11 protein-coding genes are annotated in these 19,158 nt (G+C 57.4%); 9 read left to right on the forward strand and 2 right to left on the reverse strand.

Going from position 1 to position 19,158, the window contains the following annotated elements; genetic code table 11:
* The first annotated feature begins 216 nt into the window (after positions 1 to 216).
* The 5 genes from glgB to glgP are packed head-to-tail and all read left to right on the forward strand — an operon-like array spanning position 217 to position 9,585.
* Positions 217 to 2,403 carry a 1,4-alpha-glucan branching enzyme gene (gene glgB, locus AM329_RS19905; protein ID WP_023314968.1) on the forward strand — a complete coding sequence of 729 codons (2,187 nt, stop codon included), beginning with the start codon at positions 217 to 219 and terminating at the stop codon, positions 2,401 to 2,403.
* The gene (glgX, locus tag AM329_RS19910; protein ID WP_032608058.1) at positions 2,400 to 4,373 is read left to right on the forward strand and encodes a glycogen debranching protein GlgX; all 1,974 of its coding nucleotides are present in this window, start codon (positions 2,400 to 2,402) and stop codon (positions 4,371 to 4,373) included. The genes glgB and glgX overlap by 4 nt, the downstream gene beginning before the upstream one ends.
* A gap of 17 nt (positions 4,374 to 4,390) precedes the next feature.
* Complete coding sequence (glgC, locus tag AM329_RS19915) at positions 4,391 to 5,686, forward strand: glucose-1-phosphate adenylyltransferase (protein WP_003861582.1); 1,296 nt, start codon at positions 4,391 to 4,393, stop codon at positions 5,684 to 5,686.
* Positions 5,686 to 7,119, forward strand: coding sequence for a glycogen synthase GlgA (gene glgA, locus AM329_RS19920; RefSeq protein ID WP_003861584.1), 1,434 nt, complete (start codon positions 5,686 to 5,688; stop codon positions 7,117 to 7,119). Before glgC ends, glgA begins: the two co-directional genes overlap by 1 nt.
* Positions 7,120 to 7,137: 18 nt before the next feature.
* Positions 7,138 to 9,585 carry a glycogen phosphorylase gene (gene glgP, locus AM329_RS19925; RefSeq protein WP_023314966.1) on the forward strand — a complete coding sequence of 816 codons (2,448 nt, stop codon included), beginning with the start codon at positions 7,138 to 7,140 and terminating at the stop codon, positions 9,583 to 9,585.
* Positions 9,586 to 9,672: 87 nt separating this feature from the next.
* Here the strand turns inward: glgP and glpD are convergent, their stop codons facing one another.
* Positions 9,673 to 11,181, reverse strand: a complete 1,509-nt coding sequence (gene glpD / locus AM329_RS19930; protein ID WP_023314965.1) for a glycerol-3-phosphate dehydrogenase — start codon at positions 11,179 to 11,181, stop codon at positions 9,673 to 9,675.
* A gap of 254 nt (positions 11,182 to 11,435) precedes the next feature.
* On the opposite strand from glpD, the gene glpE reads away from it, so the two are divergent.
* The 3 genes from glpE to AM329_RS19950 are packed head-to-tail and all read left to right on the forward strand — an operon-like array spanning position 11,436 to position 13,421.
* Positions 11,436 to 11,768 (forward strand): thiosulfate sulfurtransferase GlpE, encoded by a 333-nt coding sequence (gene glpE, locus AM329_RS19940; RefSeq protein ID WP_003861590.1) that lies wholly within the window; start codon positions 11,436 to 11,438, stop codon positions 11,766 to 11,768.
* 47 nt (positions 11,769 to 11,815) lie between these two features.
* The gene (glpG, locus tag AM329_RS19945; RefSeq protein WP_003861592.1) at positions 11,816 to 12,646 is read left to right on the forward strand and encodes a rhomboid family intramembrane serine protease GlpG; all 831 of its coding nucleotides are present in this window, start codon (positions 11,816 to 11,818) and stop codon (positions 12,644 to 12,646) included.
* Positions 12,647 to 12,662: 16 nt separating this feature from the next.
* A complete protein-coding gene (locus AM329_RS19950; protein WP_003861593.1) occupies positions 12,663 to 13,421 on the forward strand; it encodes a DeoR/GlpR family transcriptional regulator in 759 nt (252 codons plus the stop codon).
* A 62-nt stretch (positions 13,422 to 13,483) separates the two neighbouring features.
* On the opposite strand, the gene malT is transcribed toward AM329_RS19950, so the two are convergent.
* On the reverse strand, positions 13,484 to 16,189 hold the full coding sequence (gene malT / locus AM329_RS19955) for an HTH-type transcriptional regulator MalT (RefSeq protein WP_003861595.1): 2,706 nt from the start codon (positions 16,187 to 16,189) through the stop codon (positions 13,484 to 13,486).
* A gap of 572 nt (positions 16,190 to 16,761) precedes the next feature.
* Here malT and malP point away from each other — a divergent pair.
* On the forward strand, positions 16,762 to 19,155 hold the full coding sequence (gene malP, locus AM329_RS19960; RefSeq protein WP_023314963.1) for a maltodextrin phosphorylase: 2,394 nt from the start codon (positions 16,762 to 16,764) through the stop codon (positions 19,153 to 19,155).
* Positions 19,156 to 19,158: the final 3 nt, after the last annotated feature.

Below are 19,158 nucleotides of genomic sequence, written 5' to 3' on the forward strand. Positions count from 1 at the left end.
ATTGTCACCCCCTTTTTTTGCGTACTACATGGAGTAAAACGCAGATGTCTTATTTTTTATCAGGAGGACCCACGACGTTGGCTATGCTTTAAGGAAGATTTATTTCTCACCTGAGGGTAGGGCGGAGCAGAGAGGATTAACTGCACCGTTTAGGTCACATTAAAAGTCGTCCCGGAGCGCGTAAAAAGGGCGACATAAAAAAACAGGATGAATACCATGTCCGATCGTATTTCGAGAGACGTGATTAATGCGCTTATTGCGGGTCACTTTGCCGACCCCTTTTCTGTGCTAGGGATGCACCGTACAGAGGCCGGACTGGAAGTTCGTGCGCTGTTACCGGATGCAACAGAAGTGTGGGTTATCGAACCCAAAACCGGCCGCAAGGTGGGTAATCTGGAATGCCTCGACTCGCGTGGCTTCTTCTCGGGCGTCATGCCCCGCCGTAAAAATCCTTTTCGTTATCAGCTTGCCGTTATCTGGCACGGTCAGCAAAACCTGATTGACGATCCCTATAGCTTCGGCCCGCTTTTAAAAGAGATGGACGCCTGGCTGCTGTCCGAAGGGACCCATTTACGCCCTTACGAAACGCTGGGTGCCCATGCGGATACCATGGACGGTATCACCGGCACGCGTTTTGCCGTATGGGCGCCAAACGCCCAGCGCGTCTCCGTTGTCGGGCAGTTCAACTACTGGGACGGTCGTCGTCACCCCATGCGCCTGCGCCGGGAAACCGGCATTTGGGAGCTGTTTATCCCCGGCGCGCACAACGGTCAGCTCTACAAATTCGAGATGATCGATGCCAACGGCAAGCTGCGCATTAAATCTGACCCGTACGCCTTTGAGGCCGAACTGCGCCCGAATACCGCCTCGCTGATTTGCGGCCTGCCGGAGAAGGTTGTCCAGACGGAAGAGCGCAAGCAGGCTAACCGCTTTGATGCGCCGATCTCCGTCTATGAAGTGCATCTCGGCTCGTGGCGTCGCCACACCGATAACAACTTCTGGCTGAGCTATCGCGAGCTGGCGGACCAGCTGGTGCCGTACGCCAAATGGATGGGCTTTACGCACCTGGAACTGCTGCCGATCAACGAGCACCCGTTCGACGGCAGCTGGGGCTATCAGCCAACCGGGCTGTATGCGCCTACGCGCCGCTTTGGTACGCGCGATGACTTCCGCTATTTCATCGATGCCGCGCACGCCGCCGGGCTGAACGTCATCCTCGACTGGGTGCCGGGCCACTTCCCGTCGGATGATTTTGCGCTGGCAGAGTTCGACGGCACAAAGCTTTACGAGCACAGCGACCCGCGCGAAGGCTATCACCAGGACTGGAACACGCTGATCTACAACTACGGTCGCCGTGAAGTATCGAACTACCTGGTCGGGAACGCGCTGTACTGGATCGAGCGTTTCGGCATTGATGCCCTGCGCGTCGATGCGGTGGCGTCGATGATTTACCGCGACTACAGCCGCAAAGAGGGTGAGTGGATCCCGAACGAGTATGGCGGGCGTGAAAACCTCGAAGCGATTGAGTTTCTGCGCAACACCAACCGCATCATCGGGGAGCAGGTGGAAGGTGCCGTGACCATGGCGGAAGAGTCCACCGACTTCCCGGGCGTTTCCCGTCCACCGTCAATGGGCGGACTGGGCTTCTGGTACAAGTGGAACCTCGGCTGGATGCACGACACGCTCGACTACATGAAGCTCGACCCGGTTTATCGTCAGTATCACCACGATAAGCTCACTTTCGGGCTGCTCTACAACTACACCGAAAACTTCATGCTGCCGCTGTCGCACGATGAAGTGGTGCACGGCAAGAAATCCATTCTCGACCGCATGCCGGGGGACGCGTGGCAGAAGTTTGCCAACCTGCGCGCCTACTACGGCTGGATGTTCGCCTTCCCGGGCAAAAAGCTGCTGTTTATGGGCAACGAATTTGCGCAGGGGCGCGAATGGAACCACGATACCAGCCTTGACTGGCATCTGCTGGAAGGTGCGGACAACTGGCACCACGGCGTACAGCGTCTGGTCCGCGACCTGAACCTGACCTATCGCCACCACAAAGCGCTGCACGAGCTGGACTTCGACCCGTACGGCTTTGAGTGGCTGGTGGTGGACGACCACGAGCGCTCGGTGTTTGTCTTTGCGCGCCGCGACAAGGCGGGTAACGAGATCATCGTCGCCAGCAACTTCACGCCAGTGCCGCGTGAACACTACCGCTTCGGCATTAACCAGCCGGGCAAATGGCGCGAAATTCTCAATACCGACTCCATGCACTACCACGGCAGCAATGCGGGTAACGGCGGGCTGGTGCAGAGCGATGCCATTGAAAGCCATGGCCGTCCGAACTCCCTGAGCCTGACGCTGCCGCCGCTTGGCACAATCTGGCTGGTGCGGGAGGGAGAATGACGCAGCTTACGGCAGGTAAACCCGAACCGCTCGGGGCGAGTTTTGACGGAAAGGGGGTGAACTTCACGCTCTTTTCCGCCCATGCGGAGCGGGTGGAACTCTGTGTGTTTGACGGGGAAGGTAACGAGCACCGTTACGATTTACCGGCGCGCACGGGGGATGCCTGGCATGGCTATCTGGCCGGAGGACGGCCGGGGATGCACTACGGTTTTCGCGTACACGGCCCCTGGGAGCCCTCTCAGGGGCACTGGTTTAACCCGGCGAAGCTGCTGATTGACCCTTGTGCGCACCGGGTGGACGGTGAGTTTAAAGATGACCCGCTGTTCCACGTTGGCTACGGCGAACCTGACCACCGCGACAGCGCGCCCGTCGCGCCCAAAAGCGTGGTGATGCACGATCTCTACGACTGGGAAGACGATGCCCCGCCGCGTACGCCTTGGGGCAACACCGTTATTTATGAAGCCCACGTCAAAGGGCTGACGTATCTGCACCCGTCAATTCCCAAAGAGATGCGCGGCACCTACAAAGCGATTGGGCATCCGACGATGGTCGCGTACCTGAAGCACTTAGGGATCACCGCGCTGGAGCTGTTGCCCGTGGCGCATTTCGCCAGCGAGCCGCGGCTACAGCGTCTCGGGTTAAGCAACTACTGGGGCTACAACCCGCTGGCGTTGTTCGCCCTCGATCCGCGTTATGCGGTGAATCCTGAGAAGGCGCGGGATGAGTTTCGCGATGCGGTGAAGGCGCTTCACGCGGCGGGTATCGAGGTCATTCTGGACGTGGTGTTGAACCACAGTGCGGAAAGCGATCTTGACGGCCCGACGCTCTCACAGCGCGGAATCGATAACCGTAGCTATTATTGGATCAGGGACGACGGCGATTACGAGAACTGGACCGGGTGCGGTAACACCCTCAACCTCAGTCATCCGGCCGTTACGCATTACGCGTACGAGTGCCTGAAATACTGGGTTGAGACGTTCCACGTGGACGGTTTTCGCTTCGACCTGGCGCCAGTGATGGGGCGCACCCCGGCGTTCAGCCAGCAGGCGCCGCTGTTTGAGGCCATCAAAAACTGCCCGGTGCTTTCAAAGGTGAAGCTGATTGCGGAGCCCTGGGACATCGGCGAGGGCGGTTATCAGGTGGGGAACTTCCCGCCGCTGTTTGCCGAGTGGAACGACCACTTCCGCGATGCCGTCCGCCGCTTCTGGCTGACGCGCGATCTGTCGCTGGGGGAGTTTGCCAGTCGCTTTGCCGGCTCCAGCGATCTCTTTAAGCGTGACGGCAAACGTCCGTCGGCCACCATTAACGTGGTGACGGCGCACGACGGTTTTACGCTGTGCGACTGCGTTTGTTTCAATCAGAAACACAATGAGGCAAACGGCGAGGAGAATCGCGATGGGACTAACAATAACCATAGCTTTAACCATGGTATAGAAGGGTTAGGCGGAAGTCTGGATGTGATCGAGCGGCGACGCGCCAGCGTTCATGCGCTGCTGACGACGCTTTTGTTGTCGCAGGGCACGCCGATGCTGCTGGCGGGCGATGAGCACGGCCACAGCCAGCACGGCAACAACAACGCCTATTGCCAGGACAACACCCTGACCTGGCTCGACTGGGGAGAAGCGAACAGCGGGCTGACCCATTTCACCGCGGCGCTGATCCATCTTCGCCAGCGCATCCCCGCGCTCACCGCCGATCGCTGGTGGGAAGAGGGCGACGGCAACGTTCGCTGGCTGAATAAAGACGCGCAACCGTTAAGCGCGCAAGAGTGGCAACACGGCATACCCTGTCTGCAAATCCTGCTTTCGGATGCGTGGCTGGTGACGCTGAACGCGACGGATGACGTCGCAGAGATTGTTTTACCTGACGGGGAGTGGCGAGCCATTCCTCCCTTTGCCGGAGCGGATAATCCGGTTGTTATGGCTGTCTGGCACGGGCCTGCGCACGGAGTGTGCGTATTCCAAAGATGATAAAAAAGGAGTTAGTCATGGTTAGATTAGAGAAGAACGATCCGTTAATGTTGGCGCGCCAGCTACCATTAAAAACAGTTGCCCTGATACTCGCGGGCGGGCGTGGTACCCGTCTGAAAGATTTGACCATCAAGCGCGCTAAACCGGCCGTTCACTTTGGTGGTAAGTTCCGTATTATCGATTTTGCACTGTCAAACTGCCTGAACTCAGGCATTCGCCGTATTGGCGTCATTACCCAATATCAGTCGCACACGCTGGTGCAGCACATTCAGCGCGGCTGGTCATTCTTCAGCGAAGAGATGAACGAGTTTGTCGATCTGCTCCCGGCGCAGCAGCGCGTTCACGGGGAGAACTGGTACCGCGGCACGGCGGATGCCGTGACCCAAAACCTCGACATCATTCGCCGCTACAACGCGGAATACATCGTTATCCTCGCCGGGGACCACATCTACAAGCAAGATTACTCCCACATGCTGATCGACCACGTCGAAAAAGGGGCGCGCTGCACCGTGGCGTGCCTGCCGGTGCCTGTTGCGGAAGCAACCGCGTTTGGCGTGATGCATGTAGATGGCGACGACAAGATTATCGACTTTGTCGAAAAACCGGCGAACCCGCCAACCATGCCGGGAGACGACACCAAATCGCTCGCCAGCATGGGGATCTATGTCTTTGATGCCGATTATCTTTATGAACTGCTGGAAGAGGACGACAAAGACGAGAACTCCAGTCACGACTTCGGCAAAGACATTATCCCGAAAATTACCAAAGCTGGCATGGCGTATGCACACCCCTTCCCGCTGTCCTGCGTGCAGTCCGATCCGAATGCGGAACCTTACTGGCGCGATGTGGGAACGCTGGAAGCGTACTGGAAAGCCAACCTCGATCTTGCGTCCGTCACGCCTGAGCTGGATATGTACGACCAGAACTGGCCGATTCGCACCCATATGGAATCGCTGCCGCCGGCGAAGTTCGTCCAGGACCGCTCCGGCAGCCACGGTATGACGCTCAACTCGCTGGTCTCTGGCGGGTGCATTATCTCCGGTTCGGTGGTGGTGCAGTCCGTGCTGTTCCCGCGCGTGCGTATAAACTCATTCTGTAATATCGATTCGGCAGTCCTGCTGCCGGATGTCTGGGTAGGGCGCTCATGTCGTCTGCGTCGCTGCGTTATCGACCGTGCCTGCGTCATTCCCGAAGGGATGGTGATTGGGGAAAATGCGGAAGAAGATGCGCGTCGTTTCTACCGTTCGGAAGAGGGGATCGTGTTAGTAACACGGGAAATGTTGCGGAAGCTGCAAATCAAACAGGAGCGATGATGCAGGTTTTACACGTATGTTCTGAGATGTTCCCGTTGTTAAAAACGGGCGGACTGGCGGATGTTCTTGGTGCACTACCGGCGGCGCAAATTGCCGGAGGGGTGGATACCCGCGTGTTGTTGCCCGCTTTTCCGGATATCCGGCGTGGTATTCCCGATGCAAAGGTTGTTACCCGTCGCGAGACCTTCGCGGGACGTATCACCCTGCTGTTTGGACATTACAATGGCACAGGGATTTACCTGATTGATGCCCCGCATTTATACGATCGACCCGGCAGCCCGTATCACGATACCAACCTGTACGCCTATACCGATAACGTGCTGCGCTTTGCCCTGCTCGGCTGGGTGGGGGCGGAGATGGCCGTCGGGCTGGATCCGTTCTGGCGTCCGAACGTGGTGCACGCGCACGACTGGCACGCGGGGCTGGCTCCTGCGTATCTGGCGGCGAAGGGGCACCCGGCCAAATCGGTGTTTACGGTGCACAACCTGGCGTATCAGGGCATGTATTACGCGCATCATATGAATGACATCGATCTGCCATGGTCGTTCTTTAACATGCACGGGCTGGAGTTTAACGGACAGATTTCGTTTCTGAAGGCGGGTCTGTACTACGCCGACCATATCACGGCGGTCAGCCCAACCTACGCGCGTGAAATTACCCAGCCGGAGTTCGGTTACGGTATGGAAGGGCTGCTGCAACAGCGCCACCGTGAAGGTCGTCTGTCGGGCATTCTGAACGGCGTAGATGAACAGATCTGGAATCCGGAAACGGACCTCCTGCTGGCGGCGCGCTATGGACGCGACTCCGTGGAGGACAAAGCGGAGAACAAGCGCCAGCTACAGATTGCGATGGGGCTGAAGGTCAACGACAAGGTACCGCTGTTTGCGGTGGTCAGCCGCCTGACCAGCCAGAAAGGGCTGGATCTGGTGCTGGAAGCGCTGCCGGGATTACTGGAGCAGGGTGGGCAACTGGCGCTGCTCGGCGCGGGCGACCCGGTATTGCAGGAAGGTTTCCTTGCGGCCGCGGCGGAACATCCGGGGCAGGTGGGCGTGCAGATTGGCTATCACGAAGCGTTCTCGCACCGCATCATGGGCGGCGCGGACGTGATTCTGGTGCCGAGCCGTTTCGAGCCCTGCGGCCTGACGCAGCTCTATGGTCTGAAATACGGTACGTTGCCGCTGGTACGCCGCACGGGCGGGCTGGCGGATACGGTGTCTGACAGCTCCCTGGAAAACCTGGCGGATGGTATCGCCAGCGGGTTTGTTTTCGAGGACAGTAATGCCTGGTCGCTGCTTCGGGCGATCCGGCGTGCTTTCGTCTTGTGGTCCCGTCCATCCCTGTGGCGTTACGTACAACGTCAGGCGATGTCCATGGACTTTGGCTGGCACGTTGCGGCGCAGTCCTACCGCGACCTTTATCAACGCTTGATGTAACGAGGCGAAGTTACTGATATGAATGCTCCATTTAGCTACTCTTCCCCCACGCTCAGCGTTGAGGCGTTGAAACACTCCATCGCCTATAAGCTGATGTTTACCATTGGGAAAGATCCCGTTATTGCCAACAAACATGAGTGGCTGAACGCCACGCTGTTTGCGGTGCGCGACCGTATGGTCGAACGCTGGCTGCGCTCCAACCGCGCCCAGCTTTCGCAGGAGACGCGACAGGTGTATTACCTGTCGATGGAGTTTCTGATTGGTCGCACCCTCTCCAATGCGCTGTTATCGCTCGGGATTTATGACGACGTCAAAAACGCACTGGAAGAGATGGGGCTGGATTTAGAAGAGCTGATTGACGAAGAGAACGACCCGGGGCTGGGTAACGGTGGTCTCGGGCGTCTTGCCGCCTGCTTCCTCGATTCACTGGCGACGCTGGCGCTGCCGGGGCGCGGCTACGGTATTCGCTACGACTACGGCATGTTCAAGCAGAACATCGTGGATGGCCGTCAGAAAGAGTCCCCGGACTACTGGCTGGAGTACGGTAACCCGTGGGAGTTCAAGCGCCACAACACGCGCTACAAGGTGCGTTTTGGCGGGCGTATTCAGCAGGAAGGTAAAAAATCCCGCTGGGTGGAAACCGAGGAGATCCTGGCCGTGGCCTACGACCAGATCATCCCCGGCTACGACACCGATGCGACCAATACGCTGCGCCTGTGGAACGCGCAGGCCAGTAGCGAGATCAACCTGGGTAAATTCAACCAGGGCGACTACTTCGCGGCGGTGGAAGATAAAAACCACTCTGAGAACGTGTCCCGCGTCCTGTATCCGGATGACTCGACCTACTCAGGCCGCGAGCTGCGCCTGCGTCAGGAGTATTTCCTCGTCTCGGCAACGATTCAGGATATCCTTAGCCGTCACTATCAGCTGCACAAAACCTATGCGAATCTGGCGGAAAAAACCGCTATTCACCTCAACGATACCCATCCGGTGCTGTCGATCCCTGAGCTGATGCGCCTGCTGATTGACGAGCATAAGTTCAGCTGGGATGACGCGTTTGAAGTAACCTGCCAGGTGTTCTCGTACACCAACCATACGCTGATGAGTGAAGCGCTGGAGACGTGGCCGGTGGATATGCTCGGCAAAATTCTGCCGCGCCATCTGCAAATCATCTTCGAGATCAATGACTACTTCCTCAAGACCTTGCAGGAGCAGTACCCGAACGATACCGGTCTGCTGAGCCGCGCCTCGATCATTGATGAATCCAACGGGCGTCGCGTACGCATGGCCTGGCTGGCGGTGGTGATCAGCCACAAGGTCAACGGCGTATCAGAGCTGCATTCGAACCTGATGGTGCAGTCGCTGTTTGCGGACTTCGCGAAGATCTTCCCGACGCGTTTCTGCAACGTGACCAACGGCGTCACCCCGCGCCGCTGGCTGGCGCTGGCGAACCAGCCGCTCTCCGACGTTCTGGATGAGAACATTGGCCGCACCTGGCGCACCGATTTGAGCCAGCTGAGCGAGCTTGAGCAGCACATCGATTTCCCGACGGTGAACAAAGCGGTACGGGAAGCCAAGCTGCTGAACAAGAAGCGTCTGGCGGTCTGGCTGGCGATGCATCTGAACGTGGTGGCGAACCCGAAAGCGCTGTTCGACGTGCAGATCAAACGTATCCACGAGTACAAGCGTCAGCTGATGAATGTCCTGCACGTCATTACCCACTACAACCGCATTAAGGCTGACCCGACGGCGGAGTGGGTGCCGCGTGTGAAAATCTTTGCCGGTAAGGCGGCCTCCGCGTATTACATGGCGAAGCACATCATTCATCTCATCAACGATGTGGCGAAGGTGGTGAACCACGATCCGGACATTGGCGATAAGCTGAAGGTAGTGTTTATCCCGAACTACAGCGTGAGCCTGGCGCAGCTGATCATTCCGGCGGCGGATCTCTCTGAGCAGATTTCCACGGCGGGGACGGAAGCATCCGGCACCAGCAACATGAAGTTTGCCCTGAACGGCGCGCTGACTATCGGCACGCTGGACGGCGCAAATGTCGAAATGCTGGAGCATGTGGGCGCGGAGAATATCTTTATCTTCGGGAATACGGCGGAAGAGGTGGAGGCGCTGCGCAAGCAGGGCTACTCGCCGCGTGAGTATTATGAAGAGGATGAAGAGTTACGCCAGGTGCTGACGCAAATCGCCACCGGAGTGTTTAACCCTGAGGAGCCTGGACGCTATCGTGACCTGGTGGACTCGCTGATTAACTTTGGCGATCACTATCAGGTGCTGGCGGATTACCGCAGCTACGTGGATTGTCAGGATAAGGTGGACGAACTGTACCGTCAGCAGGAGAAGTGGACCAGCACCGCGATGCATAACATCGCCAACATGGGCTACTTCTCGTCAGACAGGACCATCAAAGAGTATGCCGAGAATATCTGGCATATTGATCCGGTGCGGTTGTAAAAACAAAGCCCGGTGGCGCTGCGCTTACCGGGCCTACGGGATCGAGTAGGCCGGGTAAGGCGGAGCCGACACCCGGCTTTTTTTCAATTACGACGCCAGCGACAATTCACGCTTTCCCGCATGTTGCGCCAGCCACTGCGCCACGCGAGACTGCTGCTCGGCATTCAGCCACATCCCTTCTTTAGTACGACGCCAGATGGCATCGTCCAGACGGCGCACCCACTCGTGTTCCACCAGGTAGCGCAGCTCGGCTTCGTATAGCTCATGGCCAAAATGCTCGCCCAGATCGGCAATCTCTTTCGCGTCGCCGAGGAACAGTTCGGTGTTGCTGCCGTAGGTGCGGGCGTAGTGGCGCGCCATGCCTTCGGTAATGAACGGGAAGCGGCGACGCAGCTTCGCGGCGTAATCGTCGCGGTTATCGCCGATATCGCCGCCAGGCAGCACGGCGCCTTTCGTCCACGCCGGGCCGATGCCTTTGTAATACGGCGCCAGTTTCTCCAGCGCGTGCTCCGCCAGTTTACGGTAGGTGGTGAGCTTACCGCCAAACACGGAGAGCAGAGGCGCCTGACCGTCAACGTCGTGAATATCAAGCGTATAGTCACGGGTGATGGCCTGCGGTGAGTCAGACTCGTCATCACACAGCGGACGCACGCCGGAGTAGGTCCAGACCACGTCATCGCGCGCCAGCTGTTTCTTAAAGTGCGCGTTGTACACTTTCAACAGGTAGCTGACTTCACTCTCGTCGATCTCAACGTTTTTCGGATCGCCTTTGTACTCCACGTCGGTGGTGCCGATGATGGAGAACTCGTCCATCCACGGGATCACAAACACAATGCGCTTGTCTTCATTTTGCAGGATATAAGCCTGTTTCTGGGTATGCACGCGCGGCACCACGATGTGGCTGCCCTTAATCAGGCGGATGCCGTACGGTGAAGGCAGGTGCATGCCGTCGTCGAAGAACTGTTTCACCCACGGGCCGGTGGCATTCACCAGGCCGCGCGCTTTCCAGCTAAACTTCTCGCCGGTATCCACGTCTTCCGCTTCCACAATCCACAGGCCGTTTTCGCGGCGTGCGGCGGTGGCGCGGGTGCGGGTTTTCACCTCGCCGCCTTTCTTCTCGACCATCTGCGCGTTAGCCAGTACCAGACGCGCATCGTCCACCCAGCAGTCGGAATATTCGAAACCGCGCACGATTTCAGGCTTAAGGACCGATTCTGAGCCAAAACGCAAACCGGTTGAACCCGGCAGGCTGGTGCGTTTACCCAGATGATCGTACATAAACAGACCGATGCGGATCATCCACGCCGGACGCAGATGCGGGCGATGGGGCAGGCGGAAGCGCATCGGGATCGCCAGATGCGGGGCCATTTTCAGCAGCACTTCGCGTTCGGCCAGCGCTTCGCTGACCAGGCGGAATTCGTAGTGTTCCAGGTAGCGCAGGCCACCGTGGATCAGCTTGGAGCTGGCGGACGACGTCGCGCAGGCGAGATCGTTAGCTTCCAGCATCAGCACGGATAAACCGCGTCCTGCGGCATCAACCGCAATACCGGCACCGTTGATGCCACCGCCTATCACAATCAGATCTTTGGTTTCCATAACACCCTCATGCACTTTCGTTAAAGCTCAAAAATGTTCGATATCGCTCATAATAGCAAAGGAACGCGCTTTTGGTAACATCAAAAAAACAATTTAGAGTGATATGGATAACATAATGGCGTTTACCCGCCGCCAGGACGTACACTACGGGGTAAAATCGTGCGGTCTGATGCCCTCACCCCAGCCCTCTCCCTCCGGGAGAGGGTAGGGTGAGGGGAAAACCGCACCACACCTGAATATAAGATGAGAACACCATGGATCAGTTTGAATGTATTAACGTAGAAGAAGCCCACCAGAAGATGCACCAGGGAAAAGCGGTGCTGGTGGATATCCGCGATCCGCAGAGCTTTGCGATGGGCCACACGCCGGGCGCGTTCCATCTCACCAACGACACGCTGGGCGCGTTTATGCGCGATAACGACTTCGATACCCCGGTGATGGTGATGTGCTATCACGGCAACAGCAGTAAAGGCGCGGCGCAGTATCTGCTCCAGCAGGGTTACGAGGCGGTATACAGCGTCGATGGCGGCTTCGATGCCTGGCATCGTCATTTCCCGGCAGAAGTTGAATACGCGTTTGAGCGCTGATCCCGCTATACTGTCCCCTTTTGTGTGGAAATAAGCGACCGCTGCCCATGTTGATGATCACCTCTTTTAGCAACCCGCGCGTCGCCCAGGCGTTTGTCGACTATATGGCGACGCAGGGCATTATCCTGACTATTCAGCAGCATACACAGACGGATGTCTGGCTGGCAGACGAAAGCCAGGCTGGGCGCGTGAACGCCGAGCTGGCGCGTTTCCTGGAAAACCCGGGCGACCCGCGTTATCTGGCGGCAAGCTGGCAATCCGGCCAGACCGGCAGTGGCCTGCACTATCAACGTTTTCCGTTTCTCGCCACCCTCCGCGAGCGCGCAGGACCGTTTACGCTGCTTTTAATGGTAGCCTGCATCATCGTCTTCATTATTATGAGCGTGGTGGGTGACCAGAGCGTGATGATTGCCCTCGCATGGCCGTACGATCCCTCCCTGCAATTTGACGTCTGGCGCTACTTCACGCATGCGCTGATGCACTTCTCGGTGATGCATATCCTCTTTAACCTGCTGTGGTGGTGGTATCTCGGCGGGGCGGTGGAGAAGCGGCTCGGCAGCGGCAAGCTGATTGTGATCACCCTTATCAGCGCCCTGTTAAGCGGCTACGTGCAGCATAAATTCAGCGGTCCATGGTTTGGCGGGTTATCCGGCGTGGTGTACGCCCTGATGGGTTACGCCTGGCTCAGAGGCGAGCGCGACCCGGATAGCGGCATCTATTTACAACGTGGATTAATAACCTTTGCATTAATATGGCTTATTGCCGGATGGTTTGATCTGTTTGGTATGTCTATCGCCAATGGTGCGCACGTTACCGGCCTGGCGGTCGGGCTGGCGATGGCGCTGGCTGATACGCTCCATGCGCGAAAGCGAACATAATTCCCAGGGATATTTCATGAAACAAACACAACGTCATGACGCCATTATCGAACTGGTAAAAAAACAGGGATACGTCAGTACTGAAGAGCTGGTGGAGCAGTTTGCCGTTAGCCCGCAAACCATCCGTCGTGACCTCAACGACCTGGCCGATCAGAACCGTATTCTGCGTCACCACGGCGGTGCCGCGCTGCCGTCCAGCTCGGTGAACACCTCATGGCATGACCGTAAGGCGACGCAAACGGCAGAGAAAGAGCGTATCGCCCGTAAAGTGGCGAGCCAGATCCCGAACGGCGCGACGCTGTTTATTGATATCGGCACCACGCCGGAAGCGGTCGCCCATGCGCTGCTGAACCACGAGAACCTCCGCGTGGTGACCAACAACCTGAACGTGGCCAACACGTTGATGCAGAAAGACGATTTCCGCATCATCCTCGCGGGCGGCGAACTGCGCAGCCGCGACGGGGGCATTATCGGCGAAGCGACGCTCGATTTTATCTCTCAGTTTCGCCTCGATTTCGGCATTCTGGGGATCAGCGGCATCGACACCGACGGCTCGCTGCTGGAGTTTGATTACCACGAGGTGCGCACCAAGCGCGCGATCATTGAAAACTCACGTCACGTGATGCTGGTGGTGGATCACTCCAAGTTTGGTCGTAACGCGATGGTGAACATGGGCAGCATCAGCATGGTGGATGCGGTTTATACTGATGTGATGCCACCGGCGGGCGTGATGCAGGTGATTAAAGATAATAATTTGCAGTTAGAGTTATGTTGAGAAGCCATTCTCCCTCTCCCTGTGGGAGAGGGCCGGGGTGAGGGCATCAGACCGCAAAGGATTTACACTCCGTACCCCATCATCTTCAACAGCTGCTGCGCATGCTGCACCGCATCCTGACGGTGCGCCACGCCCAGCTTCTGATACAGATTGCGAATGTGCGTTTTGATGGTGGTCGCCGCCACCGCCAGCTCACCGGCAATCTGCTCGTTGCTGTAGCCGGAATAGATCAGCCCCAGCACCTGCCATTCACGCTGGGTGAGCGGGCTGGTACGGATAAGCTCCGGCACTTCCGGATGGTTCAGCAGACGTTCAACAAAGTTCTCATCGAAGTGCGCAAACTTGTGGCGATGATGCTGGTTAATCTCGCGCAGAATGCGCTGGGCGCGATGCTGATCGAGTTCCGGCAGCGTGTTGAGTTGAATCAGCTGGCGCAGCTGCTGGGCCATCACTTCACCCTCAATTACAAAGTGGCTGATAAACCCGGTGCGGTTCGCCAGCTGCAACGCTTCCAGCAGTACGCGCTGGGCATCGTTTTTACGTCCTGCCTGCCAGTAAAGCTGGTTTAACAGCAGCAGGTTGCGGTTTAAATCGCTCATCAGACGCAGGCTGCGGGCGTTTTCGTTTAACTCTTCCAGCACGATCTCGGCAGGCTCAAAGTCACCCAGCAGGATCTGCACGCGGGCAATATTGCGCCACTGGCTTTGCAGGAAGTGGTTATTGGCAAATTCCGGTTTAGGCGTGTGACGCAGCCAGTTGGCGGCGGACTTTTTATCGCCGGTCATCTGCCAGTAAATCACCCTGACCTTATCGGCGTTGGAGACCCAGTCGCTATGGTACTGTCCGTTGCCGAGCAGATTTTCCAGGCGGTTAAGGTGGTTACGGGCATTATCCAGGTCGCCGCGTGCCAGCGAGCACTGCACCAGCAGAGCCAGACACTGGAGCTGCTGCTGCGGCTGGAAGCTCGAAAGGACATTCAGACCCTGGCGGGCGCAGCTTTCTGCTTCATCCAGACGCGACCATGCCCACAGCAGCTGAGCGCGAATACGCAACAGGAACTCGTGCATCGGCAGCTGTTCCAGATGTTGTTCACGGATCAGCTGGAACGCTTTCTCCTGGTTTTCCCAGGCTGCTTGCAGAAACCCCTGAGCAAATAAAATCTCGCTTTGCTGGATCAGGCTCCACAGGGCGTAATGCCAGACATCGTGGCGGCGCGCCATCTGTTCGGTTTGCTGCATGAGTGAAAGCGAACGCGTGAGATCGCCCTTACAGTGCAGCACTTCGCCGTGTACCGAGGTGGCCACAATACGGCTGTAAAAATTCGCCAGCGGCAGCTCATCCAGCGCGACCATCGCCAGCCGTTCAGCTTCATCCGGGTCCCCGTCGTTAATCGCCACCTGTGCGCGCAGGGCGTTAAATTCGCCGTGCAGGGTGGTATCCATCTCGCTTTCCATCTCCTGCTCGGCGCGCGCCAGCAGGGTGTTCACTTCGCTGTAGCGATGCTGGCTCTGCATCAGCCAGGCCTGGAGCAGCACCAGACGCGGATTCTCCAGCAGGCTTTCCCACGGCAGCGCTTTTAACGACTCTTCCAGCAGCGTCAGTTCGCTGTGGTTGAACAGTCCCCACGCGTGGTTGAGCAGAATATCGCGCAGCATACCGGCATCCCCGGCGGCCAGCGCATGGTGGATAGCCTCGCTCGGGAAACCTTGCGCCATCCAGCTTTCGGCGGCGGCGCGGTGAATGTCAGGCAGCTCTGCGGCCAGCTCCCACTGGCAACGCTGGCGCAGGAAGCTGCCAAACAGCGGATGGTAGCTAAACCATTCGCCGTGATCGTCCATACGCGTCAGGAACAGACCCTGACGTTCAATCTCTTCGAGCTGGAGCTGCCCGTTTTCAATACCGGTGACGCGCACAATCAGCGCGTCGTTCATGGAGCGCAGCAGGGAGCTTTTCAGCAGGAAATGGCGGGTGGAGAGGTCAACGCTGTCGAGTACCTCATCCACCAGATAATCCGACAGGTGGCTGGCGTTGATGCCCGCCAGGCGGCGTGCGGACTGATGCGTCGGGCTGTTGTTTTGCCGCGCGGAGAGGGCAATCAGCTGCAGCGCCGTGGCCCAGCCGGCAACGTCATCGCACAGGCGGCTGCTTTCAGACGCCTCAATCGGAGACGTCAGACGGCAGTCAAAGAACTGCTTCGCTTCCTGATGGGTAAAGGCCAGCTGCTGACTGCCGATTTCCAGAAGCTGATCGCGCACCCGCAGGTTGGCAATGCCCAACTGCGGAAGGTTACGCGACAGGACAACCAGCGTCAGGTTTTCCGGCTGATGGCGCAGGAAGAAACGCATGGACTCGTGAATAACCGGGTTGGTGATCAGATGATAATCATCAATCACCACATACAGCGGGCGATGCCATTCGGCCAGCTCGATAAACAGCTGGGAGAAAAGAGAGGACAGGCTGGCGTACTGGCGCTTTTGCACCATCACCTCGCTGGTGACGCAGTGTCCGTTGGTCGCCTGCTGAATCGCGGCAATTAAATAGCTGGCAAAACGCTCCTGCTGGTTATCACCTTCATCCAGGGAGTACCAGCCAAGATCGCTTTTACCTGCCGCCCATTGCGAAATGAGCGTTGTTTTTCCATAACCCGCAGGACTCGTAACCAGCGCCAGTCGGAAATTATGCGCACCGGAAAGTTTAGCCAGCAGGCGCTCGCGGACCACAGTATGGTCAAGACGAACCGGGCGACTTAATTTGGACGGAATCAACATAGTTTTCACTTCACTGTGGGGAACGAGAGAATTTATTTTTTTTGCGCTTCGTAATTAATATCTATAAGTTCGGCCAATAGAGGAACTATTGCAAGTTATGTCTGGGTTTGGAGGCTCTGAATTTGCACTCTGTCACAAAACATTCTCATCACTGATGGAACTTTCCGTAAATGGCTGGATGCCGCGCTGCTTCTGGCTTGTCTGCATGACGCTCGGTTGCGCTGAAACTGGTTTCAGAAAGAGATAATGACGGTGAAGTTAATTAACTTTGGGGAAAGTTGCATGGGCTTAATAGTGGTGCTGAATAATCCCGACGCGCGGAAATATTATTCTACGTAAGTAATCATTTCAGCGATGATTAATTTCTTCCGAAACTGCATTTCATTTCTTTGAGGTTCTTCCGGGATCGCTTTTTCCGCGAAGCGCACACTTACACAGTGGCCTCGATCACACTTTTATGCTCATCCCCGCTACTCCTCCCTGCCTAATCCCCGACAGGAGGAGGAAGAGGCGCAATGAGCCAGGCACACTAGCGCCAAATGTGTTTTCTCTCTACAGGATGCCGATTCCCTATGTCACAGCCTACTTTCAACAAAGCTCAATTTCAGGCTGCCCTGACGCGTCAGTGGCAGCGTTTTGGCCTTCATGCTGCAAACGAGATGACGCCTCACCAGTGGTGGCAGGCGGTGAGCGGGGCGCTCGCAGAACAGCTGGACGCTCAGCCTGTGGCGAAGCCTGTGAAAGGCCAGCGTCACGTCAACTACATTTCGATGGAGTTCCTGATTGGCCGTCTGACGGGTAACAATCTGCTGAACCTTGGCTGGTATCAGGAGGTCGGTGACGTGCTGAAAGAACACGACATCAACCTGACCGATCTGCTGGAAGAAGAGGTTGACCCGGCGCTGGGTAACGGCGGTCTGGGACGTCTGGCAGCCTGCTTCCTGGATTCCATGGCAACGGTGGGCCAGTCGGCGATTGGCTATGGCCTGAACTATCAGTACGGCCTGTTCCGTCAGTCATTTGCCGACGGCCATCAGATGGAAGCGCCGGACGACTGGCACCGCAATACCTATCCGTGGTTCCGCCACAACGCGCAGCTGGATGTGCAGGTCGGGATTGGCGGGAAAGTCACGAAGCAGGGACTCTGGGAACCGGCGTTCACCATTACCGGTGAAGCCTGGGACCTGCCGGTACTCGGCTACCGTAACGGCGTGGCGCAGCCGCTGCGTCTGTGGCAGGCGAAGCACGCGCATCCGTTTAACCTGACCAAATTCAACGACGGTGACTTCCTGCGCGCCGAGCAGCAGGGGATCGACGCCGAGAAGCTGACTAAAGTCCTCTATCCGAACGATAATCATCTGGCGGGTAAAAAGCTGCGTCTGATGCAGCAGTACTTCCAGTGCGCCTGCTCCGTGGCGGACATTCTGCGTCGACACCACCTGGCGGGCCGCAAGCTGGCTCAACTGCCGGACTTCGAAGTTATTCAGCTTAACGACACGCATCCGACCATTGCCATCCCGGAACTGCTGCGCGTGCTGATCGACGAGCATCAGCTGAGCTGGGACGACGCCTGGGCCATCACCAGCCGCACCTTCGCCTACACCAACCACACCCTGATGCCGGAAGCGCTGGAGTGCTGGGATGAGAAGCTGGTGAAAACGCTGCTGCCGCGCCATATGCAGATCATCAATAAGATTAACGACCAGTTCAAAACGCTGGTGGAGAAAACCTGGCCGGGTGACAAAGCCGTCTGGGCGAAGCTGGCCGTGGTACACGACAAACAGGTGCGCATGGCGAACATGTGCGTGGTCAGCGGCTTTGCGGTGAACGGCGTGGCGGCGCTGCACTCGGATCTGGTGGTCAAAGATCTCTTCCCGGAATACCACCAGCTGTGGCCGACCAAATTCCATAACGTGACCAACGGCATCACGCCGCGTCGCTGGATCAAGCAGTGCAACCCGCTGCTGGCTGGCCTGCTGGACAAGACCCTGAAGAAAGAGTGGGCCAACGACCTGGACCAGCTCATCAACCTGGAAAAACAGGCCGACAACGCGAAGTTCCGCGAGCAGTACCGCGCCATTAAGCTGGAGAACAAGGTTCGTCTGGCTGAGTTCGTGAAAATGCGCACCGGAATTGAGATCAACCCGAATGCGATTTTCGATATCCAGATCAAACGTCTGCACGAGTACAAACGTCAGCACCTGAACCTGCTGCACATTCTGGCGCTGTATAAAGAGATCCGCGAGAATCCACAGGCCGACCGCGTTCCGCGCGTGTTCCTGTTCGGTGCGAAAGCGGCGCCGGGCTACTACCTGGCGAAAAACATTATCCTCGCCATTAATAAAGTGGCGGCGGCGATCAACAACGATCCGAAAGTGGGCGACAAGCTGAAGGTGGTGTTCCTGCCGGACTACTGCGTTTCTGCGGCTGAAATGCTGATCCCGGCGGCGGATATTTCCGAGCAGATCTCTACCGCCGGTAAAGAAGCGTCCGGTACCGGCAACATGAAGCTGGCCCTGAACGGTGCGCTGACCGTCGGCACGCTGGACGGTGCGAACGTCGAAATTGCCGAGAAGGTCGGCGAAGAGAACATCTTTATCTTCGGCCATACTGTTGAAGAAGTGAAAGCCATCAAAGCCAAAGGGTACGACCCGGTGAAATGGCGTAAAAAAGACAAAGTGCTGGATGCGGTGCTCAAAGAGCTGGAAAGCGGGAAGTACAGCGACGGCGACAAGCACGCGTTTGACCAGATGCTGCACAGCATGGACAAACAGGGCGGCGACCCGTACCTGGTGATGGCTGACTTCTCGGCTTATGTTGAAGCGCAGAAGCAGGTCGACGTGCTGTATCGCGACCAGGATGCCTGGACCCGCGCGTGTATCCTGAACACCGCGCGCTGCGGTATGTTCAGCTCTGACCGCTCAATCCGTGATTATCAGGCTCGTATCTGGCAGGCAAAACGCTAAGGA

The organism is Enterobacter cloacae complex sp. AR_0002 (assembly GCF_001922365.1).
GTDB classification, from domain to species: Bacteria; Pseudomonadota; Gammaproteobacteria; order Enterobacterales; family Enterobacteriaceae; genus Enterobacter; species Enterobacter hormaechei_C.

Coding starts and splice junctions, on each gene's coding strand:
- glgB (WP_023314968.1), top strand. CDS start 217: ATGTCCGATCGTATTTCGAGAGACGTGATTAATGCGCTTATTGCGGGT.
- glgX (WP_032608058.1), top strand. CDS start 2,400: ATGACGCAGCTTACGGCAGGTAAACCCGAACCGCTCGGGGCGAGTTTT.
- glgC (WP_003861582.1), top strand. CDS start 4,391: ATGGTTAGATTAGAGAAGAACGATCCGTTAATGTTGGCGCGCCAGCTA.
- glgA (WP_003861584.1), top strand. CDS start 5,686: ATGCAGGTTTTACACGTATGTTCTGAGATGTTCCCGTTGTTAAAAACG.
- glgP (WP_023314966.1), top strand. CDS start 7,138: ATGAATGCTCCATTTAGCTACTCTTCCCCCACGCTCAGCGTTGAGGCG.
- glpD (WP_023314965.1), bottom strand. CDS start 11,181: ATGGAAACCAAAGATCTGATTGTGATAGGCGGTGGCATCAACGGTGCC.
- glpE (WP_003861590.1), top strand. CDS start 11,436: ATGGATCAGTTTGAATGTATTAACGTAGAAGAAGCCCACCAGAAGATG.
- glpG (WP_003861592.1), top strand. CDS start 11,816: ATGTTGATGATCACCTCTTTTAGCAACCCGCGCGTCGCCCAGGCGTTT.
- AM329_RS19950 (WP_003861593.1), top strand. CDS start 12,663: ATGAAACAAACACAACGTCATGACGCCATTATCGAACTGGTAAAAAAA.
- malT (WP_003861595.1), bottom strand. CDS start 16,189: ATGTTGATTCCGTCCAAATTAAGTCGCCCGGTTCGTCTTGACCATACT.
- malP (WP_023314963.1), top strand. CDS start 16,762: ATGTCACAGCCTACTTTCAACAAAGCTCAATTTCAGGCTGCCCTGACG.